Origin of the sequence: Hymenobacter aerilatus (assembly GCF_022921095.1) — a bacterium.
GTDB classification, from domain to species: Bacteria; Bacteroidota; Bacteroidia; order Cytophagales; family Hymenobacteraceae; genus Hymenobacter; species Hymenobacter aerilatus.
Genome location: NZ_CP095053.1, coordinates 3,764,237 through 3,784,984, shown reverse-complemented (window position 1 = coordinate 3,784,984; position 20,748 = coordinate 3,764,237). Strand labels below are relative to the sequence as shown.

17 protein-coding genes and 1 tRNA gene are annotated in these 20,748 nt (G+C 54.7%); 11 read left to right on the top strand and 7 right to left on the bottom strand.

Going from position 1 to position 20,748, the window contains the following annotated elements; genetic code table 11:
- Positions 1 to 433: 433 nt before the first annotated feature.
- The 4 genes from MUN82_RS15885 to ispF all read right to left on the bottom strand — a co-directional run bounded on the left by MUN82_RS15885 (position 434) and on the right by ispF (position 5,625).
- Positions 434 to 1,534, bottom strand: a complete 1,101-nt coding sequence (locus MUN82_RS15885; RefSeq protein WP_245092017.1) for a glycosyltransferase family 2 protein — start codon at positions 1,532 to 1,534, stop codon at positions 434 to 436.
- Positions 1,535 to 1,876: 342 nt separating this feature from the next.
- A complete protein-coding gene (locus MUN82_RS15880) occupies positions 1,877 to 3,247 on the bottom strand; it encodes a LutB/LldF family L-lactate oxidation iron-sulfur protein (protein ID WP_245092016.1) in 1,371 nt (456 codons plus the stop codon).
- Between the two features lie 144 nt (positions 3,248 to 3,391).
- Positions 3,392 to 5,080 (bottom strand): M28 family peptidase, encoded by a 1,689-nt coding sequence (locus tag MUN82_RS15875; protein WP_245092014.1) that lies wholly within the window; start codon positions 5,078 to 5,080, stop codon positions 3,392 to 3,394.
- A gap of 65 nt (positions 5,081 to 5,145) precedes the next feature.
- The gene (gene ispF / locus MUN82_RS15870) at positions 5,146 to 5,625 is read right to left on the bottom strand and encodes a 2-C-methyl-D-erythritol 2,4-cyclodiphosphate synthase (RefSeq protein WP_245092013.1); all 480 of its coding nucleotides are present in this window, start codon (positions 5,623 to 5,625) and stop codon (positions 5,146 to 5,148) included.
- Positions 5,626 to 5,826: 201 nt separating this feature from the next.
- On the opposite strand from ispF, the gene MUN82_RS15865 reads away from it, so the two are divergent.
- The 5 genes from MUN82_RS15865 to MUN82_RS15845 all read left to right on the top strand — a co-directional run bounded on the left by MUN82_RS15865 (position 5,827) and on the right by MUN82_RS15845 (position 13,168).
- The gene (locus MUN82_RS15865) at positions 5,827 to 6,444 is read left to right on the top strand and encodes a TetR/AcrR family transcriptional regulator (protein ID WP_262922823.1); all 618 of its coding nucleotides are present in this window, start codon (positions 5,827 to 5,829) and stop codon (positions 6,442 to 6,444) included.
- Between the two features lie 33 nt (positions 6,445 to 6,477).
- On the top strand, positions 6,478 to 8,022 hold the full coding sequence (locus tag MUN82_RS15860; RefSeq protein WP_245092009.1) for a TolC family protein: 1,545 nt from the start codon (positions 6,478 to 6,480) through the stop codon (positions 8,020 to 8,022).
- Positions 8,023 to 8,092: 70 nt separating this feature from the next.
- On the top strand, positions 8,093 to 9,232 hold the full coding sequence (locus tag MUN82_RS15855; RefSeq protein ID WP_245092007.1) for an efflux RND transporter periplasmic adaptor subunit: 1,140 nt from the start codon (positions 8,093 to 8,095) through the stop codon (positions 9,230 to 9,232).
- A gap of 98 nt (positions 9,233 to 9,330) precedes the next feature.
- A complete protein-coding gene (locus MUN82_RS15850; RefSeq protein ID WP_245097586.1) occupies positions 9,331 to 12,762 on the top strand; it encodes an efflux RND transporter permease subunit in 3,432 nt (1,143 codons plus the stop codon).
- A 136-nt stretch (positions 12,763 to 12,898) separates the two neighbouring features.
- Positions 12,899 to 13,168 (top strand): phosphopantetheine-binding protein, encoded by a 270-nt coding sequence (locus MUN82_RS15845; RefSeq protein WP_245092005.1) that lies wholly within the window; start codon positions 12,899 to 12,901, stop codon positions 13,166 to 13,168.
- An 86-nt stretch (positions 13,169 to 13,254) separates the two neighbouring features.
- Here MUN82_RS15845 and MUN82_RS22485 read toward each other — a convergent pair whose 3' ends face one another.
- Both MUN82_RS22485 and MUN82_RS15835 read right to left on the bottom strand, forming a co-directional pair.
- The gene (locus MUN82_RS22485; RefSeq protein ID WP_375374077.1) at positions 13,255 to 13,947 is read right to left on the bottom strand and encodes a YkvA family protein; all 693 of its coding nucleotides are present in this window, start codon (positions 13,945 to 13,947) and stop codon (positions 13,255 to 13,257) included.
- Positions 13,948 to 14,109: 162 nt separating this feature from the next.
- A complete protein-coding gene (locus MUN82_RS15835) occupies positions 14,110 to 14,709 on the bottom strand; it encodes a C40 family peptidase (protein ID WP_245092003.1) in 600 nt (199 codons plus the stop codon).
- 311 nt (positions 14,710 to 15,020) lie between these two features.
- Here MUN82_RS15835 and MUN82_RS15830 point away from each other — a divergent pair, with 311 nt between their 5' ends.
- Together MUN82_RS15830 and MUN82_RS15825 are read left to right on the top strand one after the other, a co-directional pair.
- On the top strand, positions 15,021 to 15,383 hold the full coding sequence (locus MUN82_RS15830) for a hypothetical protein (protein WP_245092001.1): 363 nt from the start codon (positions 15,021 to 15,023) through the stop codon (positions 15,381 to 15,383).
- Positions 15,384 to 15,561: 178 nt separating this feature from the next.
- On the top strand, positions 15,562 to 16,056 hold the full coding sequence (locus MUN82_RS15825; protein WP_245091999.1) for a hypothetical protein: 495 nt from the start codon (positions 15,562 to 15,564) through the stop codon (positions 16,054 to 16,056).
- Positions 16,057 to 16,123: 67 nt separating this feature from the next.
- On the opposite strand, the gene MUN82_RS15820 is transcribed toward MUN82_RS15825, so the two are convergent.
- Positions 16,124 to 16,196 (bottom strand) — tRNA-Thr (locus tag MUN82_RS15820).
- A 197-nt stretch (positions 16,197 to 16,393) separates the two neighbouring features.
- Between MUN82_RS15820 and MUN82_RS15815 the strand changes: the two genes are divergently transcribed.
- From MUN82_RS15815 to MUN82_RS15800, 4 genes are all read left to right on the top strand, one after another.
- Positions 16,394 to 16,858: a hypothetical protein gene (locus tag MUN82_RS15815; RefSeq protein ID WP_245091997.1), complete on the top strand. Its 465-nt coding sequence runs from the start codon at positions 16,394 to 16,396 to the stop codon at positions 16,856 to 16,858.
- Between the two features lie 70 nt (positions 16,859 to 16,928).
- Positions 16,929 to 17,687 carry an FkbM family methyltransferase gene (locus MUN82_RS15810; RefSeq protein ID WP_245091995.1) on the top strand — a complete coding sequence of 253 codons (759 nt, stop codon included), beginning with the start codon at positions 16,929 to 16,931 and terminating at the stop codon, positions 17,685 to 17,687.
- Positions 17,688 to 17,705: 18 nt separating this feature from the next.
- Positions 17,706 to 17,984 carry a DUF4834 family protein gene (locus MUN82_RS15805; protein ID WP_245091994.1) on the top strand — a complete coding sequence of 93 codons (279 nt, stop codon included), beginning with the start codon at positions 17,706 to 17,708 and terminating at the stop codon, positions 17,982 to 17,984.
- A 167-nt stretch (positions 17,985 to 18,151) separates the two neighbouring features.
- Positions 18,152 to 20,707: a YfhO family protein gene (locus tag MUN82_RS15800; protein WP_245091993.1), complete on the top strand. Its 2,556-nt coding sequence runs from the start codon at positions 18,152 to 18,154 to the stop codon at positions 20,705 to 20,707.
- Positions 20,708 to 20,748: the final 41 nt, after the last annotated feature.

Below are 20,748 nucleotides of genomic sequence, written 5' to 3'. Positions count from 1 at the left end.
CGAGAACAACACCAGCTTTACAACTAAAAAGAGCAGTAGGGCCATTGACTGCGCTTTCGTTGAGCGAAAGCCTCGTTAGCTATGGCCGTGGGTGGCTACTAAAACAAGATAGGTGGTAGGTGCCTCAGGCGCAACTACCTACTACTTGGGCGGTTTGGTGGGGGAGGTAGTGGTCATCATTATTTGATGCATACTAGGATCGGTCAACTCATGCAGCAGTCCCAAGCGCTGCATGAGTTGACCGGCCTAGCTACATATAGCATGACGAGTTATGGTATAAATTGGTGGTTCAAAGCGAAGTGATAGTGTCTTCTTACTCAAAGTGAAAGCACCTCATTTTACTATTGAAAAGATGCCTTTTCAAATAGAGTTAGGTTTGATATCACCTTGATCTAAACCACCATATTACGTGATGATAGTGTACTGTTTCCTGCTAAAGTGATGTAGCTTTATTGAAGAAGGTATGTTTTAATATTCTAAGCTTGTGCGCTACTTTCTTCTTGTTAATTATATGTTTATTTATGAATCTATAATTAATAATATGTTTAAAATATAATTTAGCTGCCAAATATATAGTTTTTGAGTTTCTGCTTATTCCTAATGCGCCTTTTAATTGGAGAAAAGCAGTATGCTTATCATTTAAATATATACTATTAGCCATATGGGCGATATAAATTGAAGCTCGATCCAGCGCTACTTGCTTGCACTCATGCTTCTTGTCATCAGGCAAATAAGATTGTATAATATCAATTACTTTAATTGTGTCTGTAATATTTCTACAAGACGCAAATGCTTTTGATGTGATGTTCTCGTTTTGTAACGCACGGTAGGCGGCCAAGCATTTTGGCGAATACGCTACTGGAAAGTTTGCGGCAATTCTCGTCCACATTTCCCAATCTTCACCATATTGTACGGCGTAGAAGCTTCCTATCTGCTCATATACTTTCCTCTTTACTACAATGCAAGGAGGATCGAGATGTTGATATTTAGCATTGTCAAATAGAAAATCGGTTAAAATGCGTGGCTCTTTAGACAGAGGAACTTTATCACACAATACCTCTCCTTTCTCATCTATAAAGTGGCTATTGGTAAAGGCTGCACCTGCTTCGGGAAAAAGAGTAAACAAAGAATGTATTTCCTGATAGAAATTGGGCTTAATTACATCATCCCCGTGTAAAATATGTACCCAATTACCTTGCGCTCTAGTAATACACGTTTCGAAGTTTCGTAAGCTTCCAACGTTTTTACTATGTCGATAGTACTTAATTCTGCCTTTCGATAATTGATATACCAACTCCTCTACGTTCCCATCACTGCTACAATCGTCAATTACCTCGATTTGCATAGCATCTTGTCCCATGTCCTGGGCAAGCACGCTGTTAATTGTATGAGGTAAGTAGTCGATACAATTGTACACAGGAATCATAACCGACCATTGGAAACGCTTCACCTCACTGCTTACGGGTGCTATGCGGGGGGGATGCGAAGGAATGCGGTCGTTGTTGTGCTCGGACAAAAACGTATGATTATCCATATGCTATATGCCTTTTATAAGCTGTAGGAAATGTACAGCATAAATATAAATATTAAAATAATAATTAGTATTATATTATAAATTTTATTATATAAAAAGGGAATAGTATAATCTTTTAATTCTCCAGCTATGACAGAGCAGATTCGAGCTTAGCATATCAATTTGGGTTATTGTCGCGCCGACACTCACCCATTTTTTTATCCGAGGTGCTAGATAATTAGACTGCACCCAGATGCTGAAATGCTTTTATATAAAAGCAACAGGCCCCTCTGATCCGCCACTTAATTGCGGATCAAAAGGGGCTGTCGACGATAGTTACCACCCGTTTGAAGTAGCGAAATACTACCGCCGCTCCTTCCAGAGCTTATTGAAGGACTTGGGCGCTACTTCCAGCGCCTCGCGGCGCTTATTCCAGCCTACTAGTGTCAGCATCCGGAACAGGGCCCAGTTCTTGGCGCGGGCAGGTAGCAAATTGAGCAGGCGACGGTTGAGCATCGTCAGCTTCCAGAAGTAAATGGCGCGCTGTTCTTCCGAGTCGGCCAGACCCTGCTGCACGCTTTGCTGGCGGTTTTTGAGCAGCAGATTGTGGATGTTGATTTTCACCGGGCACACCGACGTGCAGGCCCCGCACAACGACGACGCATAGCTCAGGTGCTTGTTCTCGGCTAGGCCACTCAGGTGGGGCGTAATTACCGAGCCGATGGGACCAGAATAGGTAGCCTCGTAGGTGTGGCCGCCAATATTTTTATATACAGGGCACACATTCAGGCAGGCGCCGCAGCGGATGCAGTGCAGGGCCTCGCGCTTATCGGGCTGGGCCAGTAGGTTGGTGCGGCCATTGTCGAGCAGCACCACGTACATTTCCTCGGGGCCGTCTTTTTCCAGGGGCTGGCGCGGTCCGGTGTAAATGGTGTTGTACACTGTCACCTGTTGACCGGTGCCACTGGTACTAAGCAAAGGCCAGAACAAGTCCAGGTCCTGCAACTTTGGAATCATCTTCTCGATGCCCACAATGGCAATGTGGGTGCGCGGAAACGTGGCCGAGAGGCGGGCGTTGCCTTCGTTTTCGGTGACTGCAATAGCGCCGGTATCCGCAATCAGGAAGTTGCCACCCGTCACGCCTACCTCAGCCGTGGTGTATTTGTCGCGCAGCAGGTGGCGGGCCGTGAGTACCAGTTGCTGAGCGTCGTCGGTGGGGGCAATGCCCAGGTGCTTCACGAAAATATCGGCAATGTCCTTTTTGCTTAGGTGCATGGCCGGCGTCACGATGTGGTAGGGACGCTCACCGTTCAGCTGCACGATGTACTCACCCAAATCGGTTTCCAGCGAGTCGATGCCGTTTTTGCCGAGGAAATCGTTCAAATGGATTTCCTCCGTGGTCATGCTTTTGGCTTTCACCACCGTGCGGGCTTTGCGCCGCGCCATAATCTTACCTATTTCCCGGAGCGCGTCGGCGGCATCCTGCGCCCAAATCACCTTGCCGCCTCGCGCCGTGAAGTTGCGCTCGAACTCCAGCAAGTACTCGTCGAGGTGGTTCATCACCTTGGCCTTGAGGTAGGATGCTCGTTCCCGCGCCAGTTCATGGTCGTTGTAGAACCCCAAGCCGGTTTGCACGGCGGCGTTGTACTTGCCAATGTTGAAGCGAATCTTACGGCGGTGCTCCAGGTCAAAGGCCTTCGACTCCGAATCGGTCAGGAATTGATTGAACTTCATATGCGGAAAAGCAAAGGGAAAAACGTCTGTCCTCTTGTGCTTAAGAAGGACCTCCTCACGCCAGAACGAGTCGTGCTACGAGTATCGTTCAGCGTGAGAAGGTCCTTCTTAGGCACAGGAGGACGGGTATCCAACGAATGAAACCTACGGCTTGTTAGAGTCTACTACAATCCGCTTGTCCCGATTGACCAGATTCCAGGCGGTGTAGAACACCAGGCGGGCGCGGGGCTCCATTTTCTGAAATTCAATTTTATCTACCTCATCGCCAGCACCGTGGTAGTCGTCGTGCACGCCGTTGAAGAAAAACGCCACCGGAACCTTGTGCTTAGCGAAGTTATAGTGGTCAGAGCGGTAGTAGAAGCGGTTGGGGTCGTTGGGGTCGTTGAAGCGGAAGTCTAGGTTGATGTTGTCGTGCTTCTGGTTTTCTTCCTGCAAAATGGTGTGCAGCTCCGACGACAGTTTGTCTGAGCCAATCACGTACACGTATGTAGGCTGGCCTTCGTGTTCCTTATCGGTGCGGCCTACCATATCAGTGTTCAAGTCAGCCACCGTGCTTTCCAGCGGGAACACGGGGTGGTCGGTGTAGTATTCCGAGCCTAACAGGCCTTTTTCTTCGCCCGTTACGGTCAGGAACAGAATGCTGCGACGCGGGCCGTGCCCATCAGCTTTAGCTTTCGTGAAAGCCTCAGCCATTTCCAGTACCGATACCGTGCCTGAGCCGTCGTCGTCGGCGCCGTTATGCACCTGGCCGTCGATGATGCCGATGTGGTCGTAGTGCGCCGAAAGCACCACTAGTTCGTCCTTTTTATCGGTGCCTTCGAGGTAGCCCAGCACGTTTTCGGTGGTGAAGTCCTCTGTTTTGCGGGGGGCCTTAATCGCGAATTTAGCGGGTTTAAACGGTGCTACCACCGGCTTGCCGGCCTTGGTTACGCTCTGCTGATACTTGGTAACAGCCGCAGCCGTAGTGCCCAGCATCTTGTACCCCACCTGCGGCGACACAAAGAACATGGTGGTACGCGGCGTTTTCTGGGCTTCCTTGAACGCAATACTGGGCTGGCTGATGCGGCCCGACATGCGGCTAGCTAGTTTCTGAAAGTTGCTGTTGGGATTGAAATCCACAAAAAACACGCTACGCGCACCTTTCTGGATGGCTAGGGCCGCCTTGGCCCGGTAGTCGGTACCCCATTTGCTGGGGTTGCCATCTTTGCCTAACAGTGGCTGGTTCTGAGCGTTGGTTGGCTCCCCAATCAGAATAATTAGGTCCTTGCCTTTCACGTCGAGACCTGTGTAGTCGGAGTAGCCGTCCTGCTCGATGCCGTAGCCCACAAATACCGGCTGCACCATGGTTTCCTGCTGGAAGGGCGATGCCCCCATGCCGTAGAAATCCTGGAGCCACTGGTAGGTCTGGCCGGCTACTTTCAGGGTAGCACCGTCGGCCCACATGCTGCGCTCCATCGTAAAATGCTGAAGGTAGGGATTGTCGGAGCCCTGCACTGGACCTTTCAGACCTAATTCCTTGAAGCGGTTGGCAATGTATTCGGCGGCCATTTTCTGGCCCTTCTCGCCGGTTTCGCGGCCTTCGTATTCATCCGAGGCAAGAATGCTCAGGTGCTTGCGCAGGTCTTCCTGTGTAATGGTCTGGGCGTAGGTAGCGGCCAGGTCAGAGCCGGTGGGTAGCACTGCCTGTGGTGCTGACTGCTGCGGCGGGGTGGTAGGCGCCTCCGTTTGGGCGCCGCGTTTGTGCTTTACTTTAACTTTCTTGGGCTGCTGCGCCAGGCTGGCTGTAGTGCAGCACGCTGCCAACAGCAGGGTTAGGAGAGAGGGTTTGTTCATTCTAAAGGGTGTTGAAGCTAGGTGGGTAGAGTCAAAATGGTGTTCAGGCGTTCCTGTAGCTAAGCTTATGCCTGTACAATTAGCACCGAAGCGTAAGCAGCCACGCCTTCGCGGCGGCCCACAAAGCCCAGCTTTTCGGTGGTGGTGGCCTTAATGCTGATATCGTCTGCGCTGATGCCCAGTACCTCGGCCAGCACGCGCTGCATCTCCGGGATGTGCGGGTTCACCTTGGGCGCTTCTAGGCAGATGGTAGAATCAATATTGCTGATCTGGTAGTTTTTCTCGCGTAACAGGCGCACTACCTCAGCCAGCAGCCGCTTGCTGTCGATGCCTTTGTACTGCGGGTCGGTGTCGGGGAAGTGAAAGCCAATGTCGCGCAGGTTGGCCGCGCCCAGTAGCGCATCGCAGATGACGTGAATGAGCACGTCGGCGTCGGAGTGGCCCAGCGCGCCGTGCGTGTGCGGCACCTGAATGCCGCCGAGCCAGAAGGGTAGGCCCTCGCGGAGCTGATGAACGTCGTAGCCGAAGCCAGTTCGGATTTTCATAGGAAATGCAGGGAATGGAAAATGAAGGCCCAAGATACGGCCCATGCCAGACTCTGACGACGTCAGCGCCGGACAGAAAAAAAGTGCGAGGAGGCTAAAGTATTCTATAAGGCTGCGCGTCTGCACAGGCGGTGAAAAAGTATCTGAAAAAATGAATGGAAACTTTGGAATCAATTAAAGTTTCCCTTGTATCTTTGTGGCGTGAGTACGGAGACGAAAGACAGAATATTGCACGCTGCTAGGGACTTGTTTATGCGCAACGGTATCCGAAGCGTGTCGATGGATGACATTGCCAACCACTTGGCCATGTCGAAAAAGACCTTGTATAAGTGGTTCAGCAACAAGGATGAGATTGTGCACACGTCCATTCAGCAGCATTTGATAGAGGAGGCATCCTGCGAAGCGCCTTTCGGTGATGCTGCTAATGCACTGGAAGAAATGTTTCAGCTGATGCAGTGGCACCGACAGTTTCTGAGTGACTTGCACCCCAGTATCTTCTATGATTTGCAGAAGTATCATCCGCAGGCCTGGGCACTATTCGAGGAGCATAAAAAAACCTTTATGCTGCAGAAAGTAATTGACAACCTGAAGCGTGGCATGGCCGAAGGCGTGTACCGCCCGGATCTGGACCTAGACGTGCTGGGGCGCCTGCGCCTGGCTGAAATAGACTTGTGTTTCAACTCCGATATTTTTCCGCACCGGCAGTTTGAGCTGATTCAGCTGCACACGGTATGCCTGGAGCATTTTCTACTGGGTATTTCCTCCCTGAAAGGTCATCGACTTATCAACCAATACCGCCAGGTAACAGAGGCCGAATAGCCTTTTCATCTTGTCCTCTCGCTTTTTTCCTATATGAAAAACATCTGCCGCCTACTACTGCTACTTGCAGTGCTGGGTTTCCTGAGCCTGCATGAGATGCTCGCCCAAACGCCGGCTACTGGCCAGCCCGTAGCTACTAGTGCGCCCATGGCCCTGTCACTGCCCCAGGCCATCGATTATGCTGTTAAAAACAAATCTACGCTTCAGTCCTCGCGCATAGACCAGGAGCTGGCCGCCGCGCAGGTAGGACAGGTGAAGTCTCAGGGGCTGCCGCAGATAAACGTTGCAGCTTCCGTGACAGACAACTACAAGCTACAACGCTCCTTGGTTGACTTCGGTGCTATTGGTGGGGGGCGAGGAGAATTAGCTGGTGCTACTCTCACCCCCAGTGACATAACTGCGGCGCAAGGCGGCCAAGCTGTAACGCTGCAACCTGCCTATGATAAGCCAGTACCCCAGCCTCCTATTGCGCTGGCGCTGGGTTTTCAATACCAAGGCAATGCCTCAGCTTCGGCCTCGCAGCAGTTGTTCAATGGCTCCTACCTTTTGGGGCTGAAAGCAGCTAAGGTGTACCAGCAGCTCTCGGTGAAGCAAACCAAGCAGAGCGAAATCGACGTGGTAGAGCAGGTGTCGAAAGCCTACTACAGCACGTTGGTAGCCGGACAGCGGCTGGAGCTACTGTCGCGTAACGTAGCGCGCCTGGATACGTTGCTGTTTCAAACGCAGAAGACGTTTGAAGCCGGCTTTGCGGAAAAGCTGGATGTGCAGCGCCTGCAAGTGCAGCGCAACAATCTGCGCATTGAGCAGCAAAACGCTGAGCGCCTGATTGAGTTGAGCGTAGCGCTGCTGAAGTTTCAGATGGGCCTCGACCAGCGTCAGCCCGTGCAGCTCACCGACTCGCTAAGCACCGCCGTGCTGGATGCCGAGCGCCTCAAGCAGAGCCTGGCTCAGGCCAATGCTGAGTTCAATTATCAAAACCGCATCGAATACTCGGTGCTGGAAACCCAGCGCGACCTGGCTGCGCTGGACGTGCGCAATCAGAAAGCTGGTTACCTGCCTACCCTCAACTTGGTAGGGGCATACGGCTTCCTGGGGTCCGCTCGCTCGCTGCCAACGCTGCTAGAGCTGCGTGGTCCTAATTCAATAGACCCCGTTACGAACTTCCCCAACCAGAACTGGTTTGCCTTTGGCAACGTGGGCTTGCAGCTGCAAATCCCGGTATTCGACGGTTTTCGTAAGAAGTATCAGGTACAGTCGGCCAAGCTGACGCTGAAACAAATCAACACCGGCTTTACTACCCTGCAGCAGAGCATCGACCTGCAACGCACCCAGAGCCAGACAACGCTGCAAAACGATCTGGATGTGCTGACCAACCAGCGCGCCAACCTGGAGCTGGCTACGGAAGTAGCACGGGTAGCCAAAGTCAAGTTTCAGGAGGGGGTAGGCTCCAACGTGGAGCTGATTACGGCCGAAACCGACCTGCGCCAAGCTCAAACCAACTATTACTCGGCGCTCTACGATGCGCTGGTAGCCAAAGTCGATTACGACAAAGCCAGCGGCACGCTGTACACGAAATAAGTTATACCAAAGCTGTTAGCTGATGGCTACTAGCTATTAGCTCTTCTCCCAGATACTCTCCTCAGTTCATATGAAACGTTCCTCTTTCAAAGCTATCAGCTACCAGCTATTAGCTATCAGCTTGCTTACCGCTTCTTGCGGTCAGGGCGATAAAGATCCGGCCGCCCAGTTGGCGGAACTCAAAAAAGAACAAGCCGCTACCCAAGCCAAGATTGCCGACCTGGAAGCCAAAGCCGGCACCAAGGAAGCCAATGTTGCTGCCCAGGCCGTGCCGGTATCGGTACTGAATGTGCAGCCCGAGAGCTTTGCCAGCTACCTGGAAGTGCAGGGTAGGGCTGATTTTGACGAGAATGCCAACGTGTCGCCGCGGGCACCGGGCACCATCACCAACATCCGCGTGCAGCGCGGCGACCGGGTAAGCAAAGGCCAGGTGCTGGCTACCCTGGATGCGGCCGTGTTGGAAGCCGGAATTGCCGAGCTGCGCACCCGCTTGGAGCTGGCCCGTGTGCTCTACGAAAAGCAAAAGCGCCTCTGGGACCAGGAAATTGGGACTGAAATTCAATACCTGCAGGCCAAAAGCAACTACGACGCGCTGAAAAATAACCTCTCTACCCAGCAGCGCCAGCGCGACCAGTACAACGTGCGCGCGCCCTTTGCGGGCACCGTCGATGATGTGCCGGCCAAGGTAGGGGAGTCGTCGGGGCCTGGCACCCCGGTAGTACGCCTGGTAAGCGGTTCCAGCGGCAAGATTGTGGCCGATATATCGGAAGCCTATTCCAATAGCATCAAGCCCGGCGACAAGGCCCTAGTGAGCATTCCCGACATGGGCGAGGAGAATATTGCCGCCACGGTACGCACGGTGAGCAGCATCATCAACCCCACCAGCCGCACCTTCACCATTGAGCTGCGCCTGAATGGCTCGGCTGCCGTGAAGCTGCGTCCCAACATGGTGGCTACCGTGCGCATTCAGAACTACAACCGCCAGAACGCCACTGTACTACCCGTAGACCTGGTGCAGCGTGATGAGCAGAATAGCTACGTGTACGTGGTAGAAAACAAAGGCCAGCAGAAAATAGCTGCCAAGCGCATTATCGAAACCGGCGCTACGTACAACGGCAAAGTAGAAGTGACCACCGGCCTGAAACCCAACGACCAAGTAGTATCGGCGGGGTATCAGAATTTAAATGAAGGCCAGGTCGTTTCACTGTAGGGCCGGCTTGCAGCCGCCTATCGCAAAACGAAGGTCGGTAGAATGGATACGTGCGAATAAATAATGATGAGCGGCCAGCCGCCCTTACGCCTACCAGTATGCAGGATATAGAAAAAGAGTTTGGGCCTACCAGTTGGTCCATCAACAATAAGACGAGCATTTACATCATCACCTTGATCCTGTGCATTGCAGGGGTGTTTGCGTACATCAAGCTCGGCAAGGAGAAGTTTCCGGACATCGTGATTCCGCGCATCATCGTGGCCACGATTTACCCCGGCACGTCGCCGGCGGATATCGAAAACCTGGTGACGCGCCAGTTGGAAAAGGAAATCAAGTCGGTGAACGGGGTGAAGAAAATCAACTCCACCTCCAACCAGGACTACGCCATTGTGGACGTGGAGTTTAACTCTGGCGTGGATGTGCAGTATGCCAAGCAGCTCATCAAGGATGCCGTGGACAAAGCCCGCTCCGAACTGCCCAACGACTTGCCTTCCGAGCCTACTGTGCAGGAGGTAAACATCTCCGAGTTACCCATTATGAACATCAACCTGGCAGGCAACCTACCCCTCAGCCAGTTGAAAAAATATGCGGATGACTTTCAGGACCAGATTGAGGCCCTACCCGAAATTACGCGGGTAGATATTGTGGGCGCGCTGGAGCAGCAAGTGAACGTGGATGTGGACCTGAACCGCCTGCGTGCTTCCCGCCTGAGCTTTACGGATATCAGCAATGCCATTGCCCGCGAGAATATCACCATTTCGGGTGGCTCGGTGGATGTGGGTGACCAGAAACGCGCCGTGCGGGTAGCTGGTCAGTACGCCAATGCCGCTGATATTGCCAACATTCAGGTGAAAAACCTGAACGGTGCGGCCGTGCGCCTCGGCGACATTGCCACCGTGCAGGATGCCTTCAAGGACCGGGAGTCATATGCCCGCCTCGATGGCAAAACTGCCATCACGCTAAACGTGGTGAAGCGCCAGGGTGAAAACCTGATTGACGCCTCCGATAAGATCAAGCAGATCATCGAAGAAGCCGAGGAAACGCTGCCCAAGGAGCTGACTATCACCGTAACGGGCGACACCTCCAACGATACCCGCGTTACGCTCCACGACCTGATCAATACCATCATCATCGGCTTCCTGCTGGTGACGGTGATTCTGATGTTCTTCATGGGCACCACCAATGCCCTGTTCGTGGGGCTGTCGGTGCCGCTGTCGATGTTCCTGGCTTTCGTGCTGCTGCCGACCTTCGATTTCTCGCTCAACATGATTGTGCTCTTCGCCTTCCTGCTGGCGCTGGGTATTGTGGTCGACGATGCCATTGTGGTAATTGAGAACACCCACCGACTGCTACATGAGCACCCCGAGCTAACTACGGCGCAAGCGGCCAAGTATGCTGCTGGTGAGGTGTTTATACCTGTGCTGGCCGGTACGCTCACAACGGTAGCACCCTTCGTGCCGCTTATGTTCTGGCCCGGCATTGTGGGCTCGTTCATGTTCTACCTACCCGTTACGCTGATCCTGACGCTGATGTCGTCGCTGGTGGTAGCCTTCATCATGAACCCGGTGTTTGCCGTGTCGTTTATGGAGCGAGAAGACCACCACGCCGAAGACCGCAAGCCCAAGCTCACGCGCAATTTCCTGATTGGTATGGGCGTGCTGTTGCTGATTGCTTTGATTGGCTACTTCGCGGGCTCTACGTTTGTGGGCAACCTGTTCGTGACCATTATCGCGTTGTGCTTCCTCGATAAGTTCGTGTTCGTGCACCTGATAGCGGGCTTCCAGACCAAAGTGCTGCCCCGTTTCCAGCATGGCTACGAGCGGCTGGTGCACTGGGCAATTGGCTGGCCCATCACCATCATGCTGTCGATGGTAGTGCTCTTCGTGGTAGCCTTTATGGCACTAGGTGCCCGCTCACCCAAAATTGACTTCTTTCCCTCGGGCGACCCGAAATTTATCTACACCTACCTGAAAATGCCGGTGGGTACGCGGGTAGAGGTAACCGACTCTGTGGCCCGCATGCTGGAAAAACGCATTTATGGCGTGATTGGTCGCGAAAACCACGACGTGGAATCGGTGATTACCAACGTAGCCATTGGGGCCAACGACCCCGGCGAGGCTACCGCTACGGGCGTGTCGCAGTCGAATCTGGCCAAGATTGCCGTGGCTTTCAAGGAAACCAGCGACCGGACTGGTCCGGCCACCAGCACCTACATGGATAAAATCCGGGAAGTGGTGAAAGGAATTCCCGGCGCCGAAATCTCGGTGGACCAGGAAGCCAGCGGTCCGCCCGTGGGCAAAGCCATTGCTATTGAAGTAGCCGGCGACGACTACCCGACTCTGGCCAAGCTCTCCAAAAAAGTAACCCGCTATGTCGATTCACTGAACATTGGTGGCGTGGAGCAGCTGCGCTCCAACCTGGAAGACCGCAACCCCGAAATTGCCGTCAACATCAACCGGACCCGTGCCAACCGCGAGGGCATCAGCACGGCCCAGATTGGCTCGGAGGTGCGCACGGCTATTTACGGCTTCGAGGCCAGCAAATTCAAGACCTCCGACGATGAATATCCGATTCAGGTACGCTACGCCAAGCCCTACCGCGACGACGTAGATGCTATCCTGAACTCGCCACTCACCTTCCGCGACGCTACCGGTGCCATCCGCCAGGTGCCCATGTCGGCGGTGGCCGACGTGAAGTACGGTAGTACTTACGGCGGTATCAAGCGCAAAGACACCAAGCGCGTGATTACCATTTCTTCCAACGTGCTCAACGGCTACGCCCCCGTTACGGTGGTGCAGCAGATTGAACAAGCGCTGCGGGCGTACCCAACGCCGCCCGGCTACACCATCAAGATGGGCGGGGCCCAGGAAGACACGCAGGAAACCTCGAACTTCTTGGGCGTGGCCGCCATCGGGGCCATTGGCTTGATTTTCTTGGTGCTCGTAACGCAGTTCAACTCCGTGAGCAAGCCCATTATCATCCTGACGGAGGTTATCTTCTCCATCATTGGGGTAATGCTGGGCCTGGCCATCACGGGCATGAATGTCAGCATCGTGATGACGGGGGTAGGGGTTATTGCCCTGGCGGGCATCGTGGTGAAAAACGGGATTCTGTTGGTGGAGTTTACCGATATGCTCCGCTCGCAGGGTATGCCATTGCGTGAGGCCATTGCCACGGCCGGCCGCACTCGCCTCAACCCCGTAATTCTGACGGCTACGGCTGCTACGCTGGGTCTGATTCCATTGGCTATTGGCCTAAACGTTGACTTCTACGAGCTATTCAACTCTGGGCACCCCAACTTCTTTATCGGTGGTGAGTCGGTAGTATTCTGGGGGCCGCTGGCGTGGACGATAATTTTCGGGTTGGTATTTGCAACCATTATCACTCTTTTGGTAGTCCCGGTAATGTACTTGCTCAACGAGCAGCTGCGGGCCAAGATTACGGGCATCGACCCCGATGCCCCACGCGAGGCCCCAGCCGATGCCGAGGAGGTGCGGGCCGCCCGGCCACCAGTGCTGGCTGAAGCATAATCATTATTTCACAGTAATTTCACGCCAGCGTAACCAACCTTACTGGCCGTTGCCTGCTCCAACAGGTAACGGCCGGTAAGAAACGGCCCCGACCGCTGCCGGTTGCTGGAACTGCGGTGTTTCTTTCTCTTTTTTTATGCTACCTACCTCTACCCCAGCCGTTAAATCTATTGAGCAACAAGTGTTGCGTATTGTCAGCCAGCGCCGTCCTATGCGTCCCGTTCGGCTGCGCAGTCGCCTCAACCACGAGCTGGGCCTCGACCAACTGGATGTGGTCAACATCATTCTGGCTTTGGAGCAGAGCTTCCACATTGTCATTCCCGATGAAGTACCTCTTACGACCGTGAGCGACTTTGTGACCTACGTAGCCGAGCACACGCCCGAAGCAGCTAACCAGGCCGCTTAGACTGATAAGCGTTCAACTAAATGCCCGAAGGCCCGCCACACAACTGTGTGGCGGGCCTTCGGGCTGATAGGGTAGGGAAACCCTACTTATCGAACATTGCCTCCCGTGTCGGGGGTAGCCGTGTTGGGTTGGCGGCTGCTACTGGTGGTAGTCGCCGCTACATCGGTCTGTGTATGGAGGTGCGGGGCGGTATCGTCGTTGCTCAGGTCTGTTGTACCCGCCTTTTTGGCCGACTCGGGAGCTTCCTGTGCTGGCGCGTGGGCAGCAGCGGGCGCGGCCTGAGCCGGCGTTTGCACACGGGCAGTACTGTCTACGGTAGCGCTGAAACCCGTTGCGGCCGGGCTGTCTTCTACCACTACTGGCTGGGTTTTCTCCCACTCCGCAAACTTGTCGAGCTGTTCTTTGAGTGTGGAGGTAAACCAGGCTATCAGGGCCACGTCGTCAAGCAGCCCAATCACCGGAATGAAATCGGGAATTACGTCGATGGGGCTTAGGAAGTAGATGAGCACCGCTACAGCCGCCAGGATGGAAGATGTGGGCAGGCCGGTGTACTCGCCCGAGCTGGCCGAGCGCACCAGCCGGATCAGCGTTTGCACGGTTTCCCAGGCTTCGTGAGCCAGGTTGCCCAACTCATTTTTCTCGCGGGCTTTGTGGTACGCATCGTTCAAGAGCTGTTTGATGCGCAGGGGCTTATTCAGGTATTCTTCGGCTTTGCCCAGAAACTTCTTGAAGAAGGGAGAGGAGGCAACATGTTCGCCTTTGGGTGCTTTCGTAGCCATAGGGTAGGAGAGTAGGAGAAAATACAGGGCAACGGCTATTCGCAACCGCTACCGATGCTACATACTAGATCAATCAGAAATAGTTGTAGCTGAAACGAAGGTAAAAAAAAGCCCCGTTCGTGAGAACGGGGCTGTAGAAAGGCAGCAGGAAAAGCCAATACCCTAGTTGAGAGCTACCCGGCCGGCAGCGTAAAAATTGCGCTGATAATAAGCTTGCTTCAGTGAGCTTACCATTACACCGCCATTAGTAGCAGAATGGGCAAACTTGCTGTCGTTGAGGTAGATGCCCACATGGTAGATGGGTTGGCCCGGTCCACGACGGAAGAATACCAGGTCGCCGGGCTGCATTTCGTCTTTCGCCACATGCTTCACGTTCTGGAACATGGAGCGCGAACTGCGTTGCAGTGTAATACCGTATACTTCCTTGAACACCCGCGTAACGAAGCCCGAGCAATCGGTACCGCGCTTGCTATTGCTGCCGTAGCGGTAGGGCGTGCCCAACCAGTCGAGCACGGTTTCCAGTAGATCTTTGTCTTCGGTGTGGTCGAGTGCCACGCCGAGCTTTTGCTCGTAGTGAGCATAGGCCACAGAATCGTTGGCAAAAACAGGCAGCGCGGTGCCATCTGCAAAACCAGAAAAATCGGGGAGAAGCGAAGCTTGGGCTATGATAGGAGCCGAAGTGCTTGTTTCGGGAGTATGCTCAAAGAAAAAGGAAAGCGCCATCGAGGCAGCGGCGAGGCAATACAGTATTCTGTTGTTCATTGTCCGTCGTAGGGGTGGCGAAAGGCCGTGGCCGATAAGAAAGGCACACTAGCAGAAAAAAGGTACTTCGATAAAAACAGTGCCGTAAGGCAAAAAATAAGGAAGCAAAAAGGAGTGATGAACCTGGCAAAATCCCACTATTGGTAGGGTACCAGATTTTTAAAGCTAAACCGTGATACACTAGCTATCCAAATAAAGACCAGATTTTATTTCTATTTTATGTATTTAGTGCAATGATTGGCATGATAAATTATACAAATCGGGAAACCACAGGCTGGAGTGTGCCGTATAGTGCGGCCTAAATTTTACACATGAGAATAGCGCCTATCATCGAAAATTCTCCTTTTGCGCGCATCGCCCGCGTAGTACTCAAATCACGCAGTGTCGCCATGGTTTTGGGAGGTACCATTCACTTGAGTGGGGCCACGAAAGAGGAGTTTATGCGCGACCCGCGCTGGGTAGCGCACGAGATGTGTCACATCCGGCAATACCAGCAGTATGGTAGGGTAGGCTTTTTGCGCCGCTACCTGCGCGACTGGCTGCGCTACGGCTACTACAATATCCCTTTCGAGGCGGAAGCACGCCTGGCCGGCGACCAAGAGGCGCACCTTTACGCCAATGGCCGCCCTGTGCCATCGCGCGCGCATTCTCACAAGGGTGCCGGCGAGGCATGAGGGTAGATGCCCGGCGTTGTATACAGGCAAGGTAAGCCAACTGCCGAAGCTAATCGGCCTGCTGATGCAACTAAACACAAGGCTTTTACGAAAAAAGAAGGCAGCGCAAATTCGCTGTCCGTGTAGCGGCCGAGCCGTTGCGCGCTTCTTTTATCTGTCTTTAAGCTCTGTTTCAATCATGGCAAACAAAACCCGCAATCAGCAGCCTATTCATAGCACCAACTCCACTTCTCCTACCTCGGGCATTTCGGCCGGCGTAGTATCTACGGGCGCCAGCAGCCACACCGACCCCGGCAGCTACCGCCACGACGACTCCAACCCAGCGCAGGACCTGGACCTCAACCCAAACCTCGCTGCTCGCCCACGCAATTCTTGGATTGAGGGCGTCAATCAGCTTCCGCAACAGGTGAAAGAGTGGAGCAACAAAGCAGTAGACCAAGTAAGCAGCCTGAGTACCACGCAAAAGGTAGTGGGCAGTGCCTTGCTGCTGGGCGGTATTGGCTGGCTGTCGTGGCGCGCTAAAAACAACAGCGCCAATTCCGACGATTCGTCGTACGATGCCGTTACGAGCGCCCGCCCCTGGGGTAGCGCCAACCGCACGGAAATTGACGAGCAATTCCAACCAGTAACCAGCTACCGTAGTGGCCTGGCCGGCGACACCATACTAGAATAACACGTGCCTCACGCACAAAAAAAACAGCGCCCCGATGAAGAGTTTCATCGGGGCGCTGTGCGTTAAGAGCCTTCTACGGGACTCGAACCTGCGACCTGCTCATTACGAATGAGCTGCTCTACCAACTGAGCTAAGAAGGCATTATCCAAGACAGCCGGCGCTGCCAAGGGCTGCAAAGATAGCCACACGTCAAGAAAATACGCAACTCATAAAGGTAAAAAATATAGTTGCTGCTGAGAAAAAGCGCGCATAACCCCGGGTTGTGGTTTGGCGTTGGAAAGATACCTGTGCTGCCCTACTCAGTGGTAGCCAATACCCTGTCTGATTTCTCACGCATATGAATACAAGCAAATCTTCTGCTCTACTACAGGCGCTCGGTAGCGGCCTGGCCGGCGCAGTAGCCGTAAACGTGCTACACGAAACCGTGCGCCACCTGCGTCCCGCCGATGCGCCGCGCATGGACGTGCTCGGCGAACGAGGGCTACGCAAACTCCTGCGTAAAGCCGATGCCCCCCAGCCCGACGAAGAATCGGCTTACTACCTCACCTTAGCCGGCGACTTGCTTAGCAACGGACTCTATTACAGCCTGGTGGGTAGGGGCGAGGGCACGTGGTGGCGTGGTATAGCACTGGGTGCAGCCGCAGGGGTAGGCGGCGTGGTGCTGCCCGGCCCGCTGGGTTTGGGCAAAGCCCCCAGCAACCGCACGCCCCAAACCAAAGCTATGACGGTAGTGTGGTACCTGGTAGGCGGGGTAGTAGCCGCTGGAGTATCGCGGTGGTGGAGTGCAAAAAGTGCTGAATAGCGGGTGACTTCGTTGCACAACATTCCACATATAGAATTCACCCCTCAACATTTCTTACGTTTGCGGCGTGATGAAACAACTCCGTAAACTGCTGGTGCGGGCGCTGGGCTTCGAGCGCTACATTCGTCTGGTAAGCCGCGTGTACCTGCGGCTGGTGGGCGCAGGGTGGGGTAGGAAGAAGTACCCAGAGTTGTTTTTCCTGCAACAACTCATCAAGCCCGGCTTTGTATGCCTGGATATCGGCGCCAACTTGGGCTACTACTCTGTGGCCCTGTCGCGGCTAGTGGGTCCAGAGGGTAGGGTGCTGGCTGTGGAACCCATTCCCGATTTTCAAGCCATCTGGAAAGACAACGTGCGGCTGAGCGGGTTCGATAACCTCACGCTGCTACCCTACGCCCTGGGCGGGCAAAACCAGATGGTGCAGATGGGTACGCCCGAGCGCCACGGCCTGCTGCACCACGGCATGACCAAGGTAGCCAGCAGCAACCCTCACGAGCACTATGCCCGCACCTATGAGGTACCCATGCGCGTACCCGACGAGCTACTGCGCGACCTCACTCGCCTCGACTTTGTGAAATGTGATGTCGAGGGGTTTGAATCAGAAGTTTTTACGCATTTGCAAGCCACGCTGCGCCGTTTTCAGCCCTTAATTCAAACGGAGCTAAACGGCCTGGAAAACCGCCAGAGGGTGGTAGCCGTGCTGGCGGGCCTGGGCTATAAACCATTTGTGCTCTCCGAGCGTTTGGAATTGGTACCGTGCTCGGCGGCGCAGCTCAACAGCGCCGTCACGGCCGATTTTTACTTTCAACCTACCCCCACGGCGGCATAGCCGGGTGTTTTTGTATTGATGGGCAAATTCCTGCTTTTCCTCTTCATTTTCTTTTTCCTGGTTCGTTATGTAGTGCCGCTGGTGCTGCGCTTCGTAGTGGGCCGCTTCCTGCAAAAGCAAGCCCGCCGCTACGGCGACGCGTTTGGCCAGCAAGCCCCATTCGGGCAGCCCCGGCCGTCGTCGCCCCCACCCGCGCCCGGCCAGGTACGCGTCGATTACGTGCCGCCGAAAGCCACCAAAGCAGGCGACAAAGAGTTTAAAGGCGGCGAATACGTTGATTTTGAAGAAGTGAAGTAGCTGACTAGCCCCTTAGCTGATATGTAGCCGCGTGCCCCCGCTGGCAACCGAAAACCGGTTGTTGGCGGGGGCACGGTTCGTATTAAATGAAATAAACATTCTACCTTCGGGGCTGCTTCGCCGGGCCGGGGGGCCGGGCGGGCGCATCAGGCTTCTTTCTTCCTCGGATGACTACTGTTTCTCCCGCTCCCGCGCCGTTGTGGCGCCGCGTACTGCCGCACTTGCTGGCGGTGGTGTTCTTTCTGGCTCTGGTAGCCGTGTACTTCGCCCCAATTTTGTTTGAAGGCAAGAGCCTAGCGCAGCACGACATTGTGCAGTTTCAGGGCGGTGCCCACGAGGCGGCGCAGTACCGCGAGGTGACAGGCAAAGAGGCACTCTGGACGAACTCCATGTTCTCGGGGATGCCTACCTACCTCATCAGCACCCGTTTTCCCGGCGACCTATCCATCTACCTGCACCAGGTATTTACGCTGGGCCTGCCGGCGGTAGTGGCCAACCTGTTCCTGACGCTGCTCTGCGGCTACGTGCTGTTTATAGCGTTGGGCGTGCGGCCCTTGGTGGCCACGGTAGGGGCCATTGCGCTGGGTTTTACCAGCTACAACCTGATTATTCTAGCCGCTGGCCACAACACCAAGTCGCTGGCGCTGGCCTACGCGCCGCTGGTGCTAGCGGGCTTGTTGGTAGCGTTTCGGCGCAACAAGTGGCTGGGCGCCGGGCTGTTTGCGCTGGGCCTGACCATGAATGTGCGCTCCAACCACCTGCAAATTACTTACTATCTGTTGCTACTGGTGCTGGTGTTTGGCATTGTAGAGCTGATAGCTGCTGTGAAGGAAAACCGCCTAAAAGACTTCCTGACTCGCACGGCCCTGCTGGGCGCGGCGGCCCTGCTGGCGGTAGGCGTCAGCTTCGGCCGCCTCTACACCACGGCCGAGTATGGCAAATATTCCATTCGTGGCAAATCGGAGCTGACGAAGGCGCCGCCCACTGCGCCCGGCCAGGCCACCGCGGGTGAGGATGCCCCCAGTGGCTCCGGCCTCGACCGTGACTATGCCTTTGGGTGGAGTTACGGGGTAGGCGAAACCATTACTCTGCTGATTCCCAATTACTACGGTGGCGCTTCGTCAGGCTCACTGAGCGAAAGCTCGGCTACGGCCCAAGCTCTGAGCGGCCTGGGTGTGCCTCCCGTGCAGTTGCGCGAATATTTGCAGCAACTACCGCTCTATTGGGGCGCTCAGCCCATCACCAGTGGACCAGTGTACGTGGGTGCCATTGTGTGCATGCTGTTTGTGCTGGGCCTGTTTGTGGCCGACCGCCGCACGCGCACTTGGCTGCTGGTAGCTACCATTGTATCCATTGTGCTGGCCTGGGGAAAGAACTTCGAGACGTTCAATAACCTGATGTTCGACTACTTCCCGGCCTACAACAAGTTCCGCTCGGTGAGTATGGCCCTGGTAATTGCCCAACTGGCGATGCCGCTGCTAGCCGTGCTGGCGCTGGCTCGGGTGCTGCGCGCCCGCGTGGCAGCCTCAGCGGCCACCCGCCCCGGCTTGCCACAACCCACGGCAGACACGCCCGAAACTGCCGACCTCAAGCGCAAGCTCCTCTATGCCGTGGGTGGCACCATTGGCTTGTGCGTACTAGCCTACCTGGTAGGACTGGGACTAGACTTTTCGGCGCCTATCGATGCGCAATTGCAGCAGCAAGGCTTCCCGCTGGATGCTTTACGCCAGGACCGCGCCTCGCTGATGCACACCGATGTATTGCGCTCCATCCTATTCATCGCCTTTGCGGGCGGGGCACTGTGGCTATTCTTGCAGCGCAAAATCACGGCTACGGTAGCGGCAGCACTGGTGGGCGTGCTCACCCTCATCGACCTGTGGGGTGCCGATAAGCGCTACCTCAACGACGGCAATTTCCAGCGTGGTACCGTGGCCCAGCAGTTCATTCCTACCACCGCCGATCAACAAATTTTGCAAGACAAAGACCTGAGCTATCGGGTGTTCAACTTGCAAGCGCCTTTCCAAGAGGCCAATACATCGTATTTCCATAAGAGCATTGGGGGCTACCACGGCGCCAAGCTGCGCCGCTACCAGGATTTGTATGAGTGGCAGATTGCGCGCAACAACATTCAGGTGCTCAACATGCTGAACACGCGCTACATCATTATGCCGCCGCAGCAAGCCGGGCAAACGGAGCAGGTGCAGCGCAACCCCGCCGCGCTGGGCAACGCTTGGTTTGTGAGCGACATCGAGAAAGTGCAGTCACCGGACCAGGAAATTAACGCCCTTAGCAGCTTCAATCCGGCCACTACGGCCGTGGTAGATGTGAGCAAATTCCCGCTGGCAGAAAAATCCTACCTCACGGCAGGCTCTACTATCAAGCTCACCGCCTACTCGCCCGACGAGCTAAAATACACCTACAACGCTACTCAGCCGGGCTTCGTGGTCTTCTCCGAAATCTATTACAAGGATGGCTGGGACGCGTTTATTGACGGCAAGCCTGCACCCTACGTGCGCGCCAATTACGTGCTGCGTGCCATGCAGGTGCCGGCAGGTCAGCACACCATCGAGTTTAAATTCGAGCCAAGCGAATATTCTATTGGCAATACCATCTCGCTGATTTCATCCATCCTGCTACTAGTATTGGTAGTTGGCGGTGTTGTGTACGCCGTGCGCCGCCAACCTGTGCCTGATGCGGTATCGGATGATTTGCTGATGGCGTAGAAATGGTAAAATCGTGAGAATGTGAGTGAAAACATGGCTGT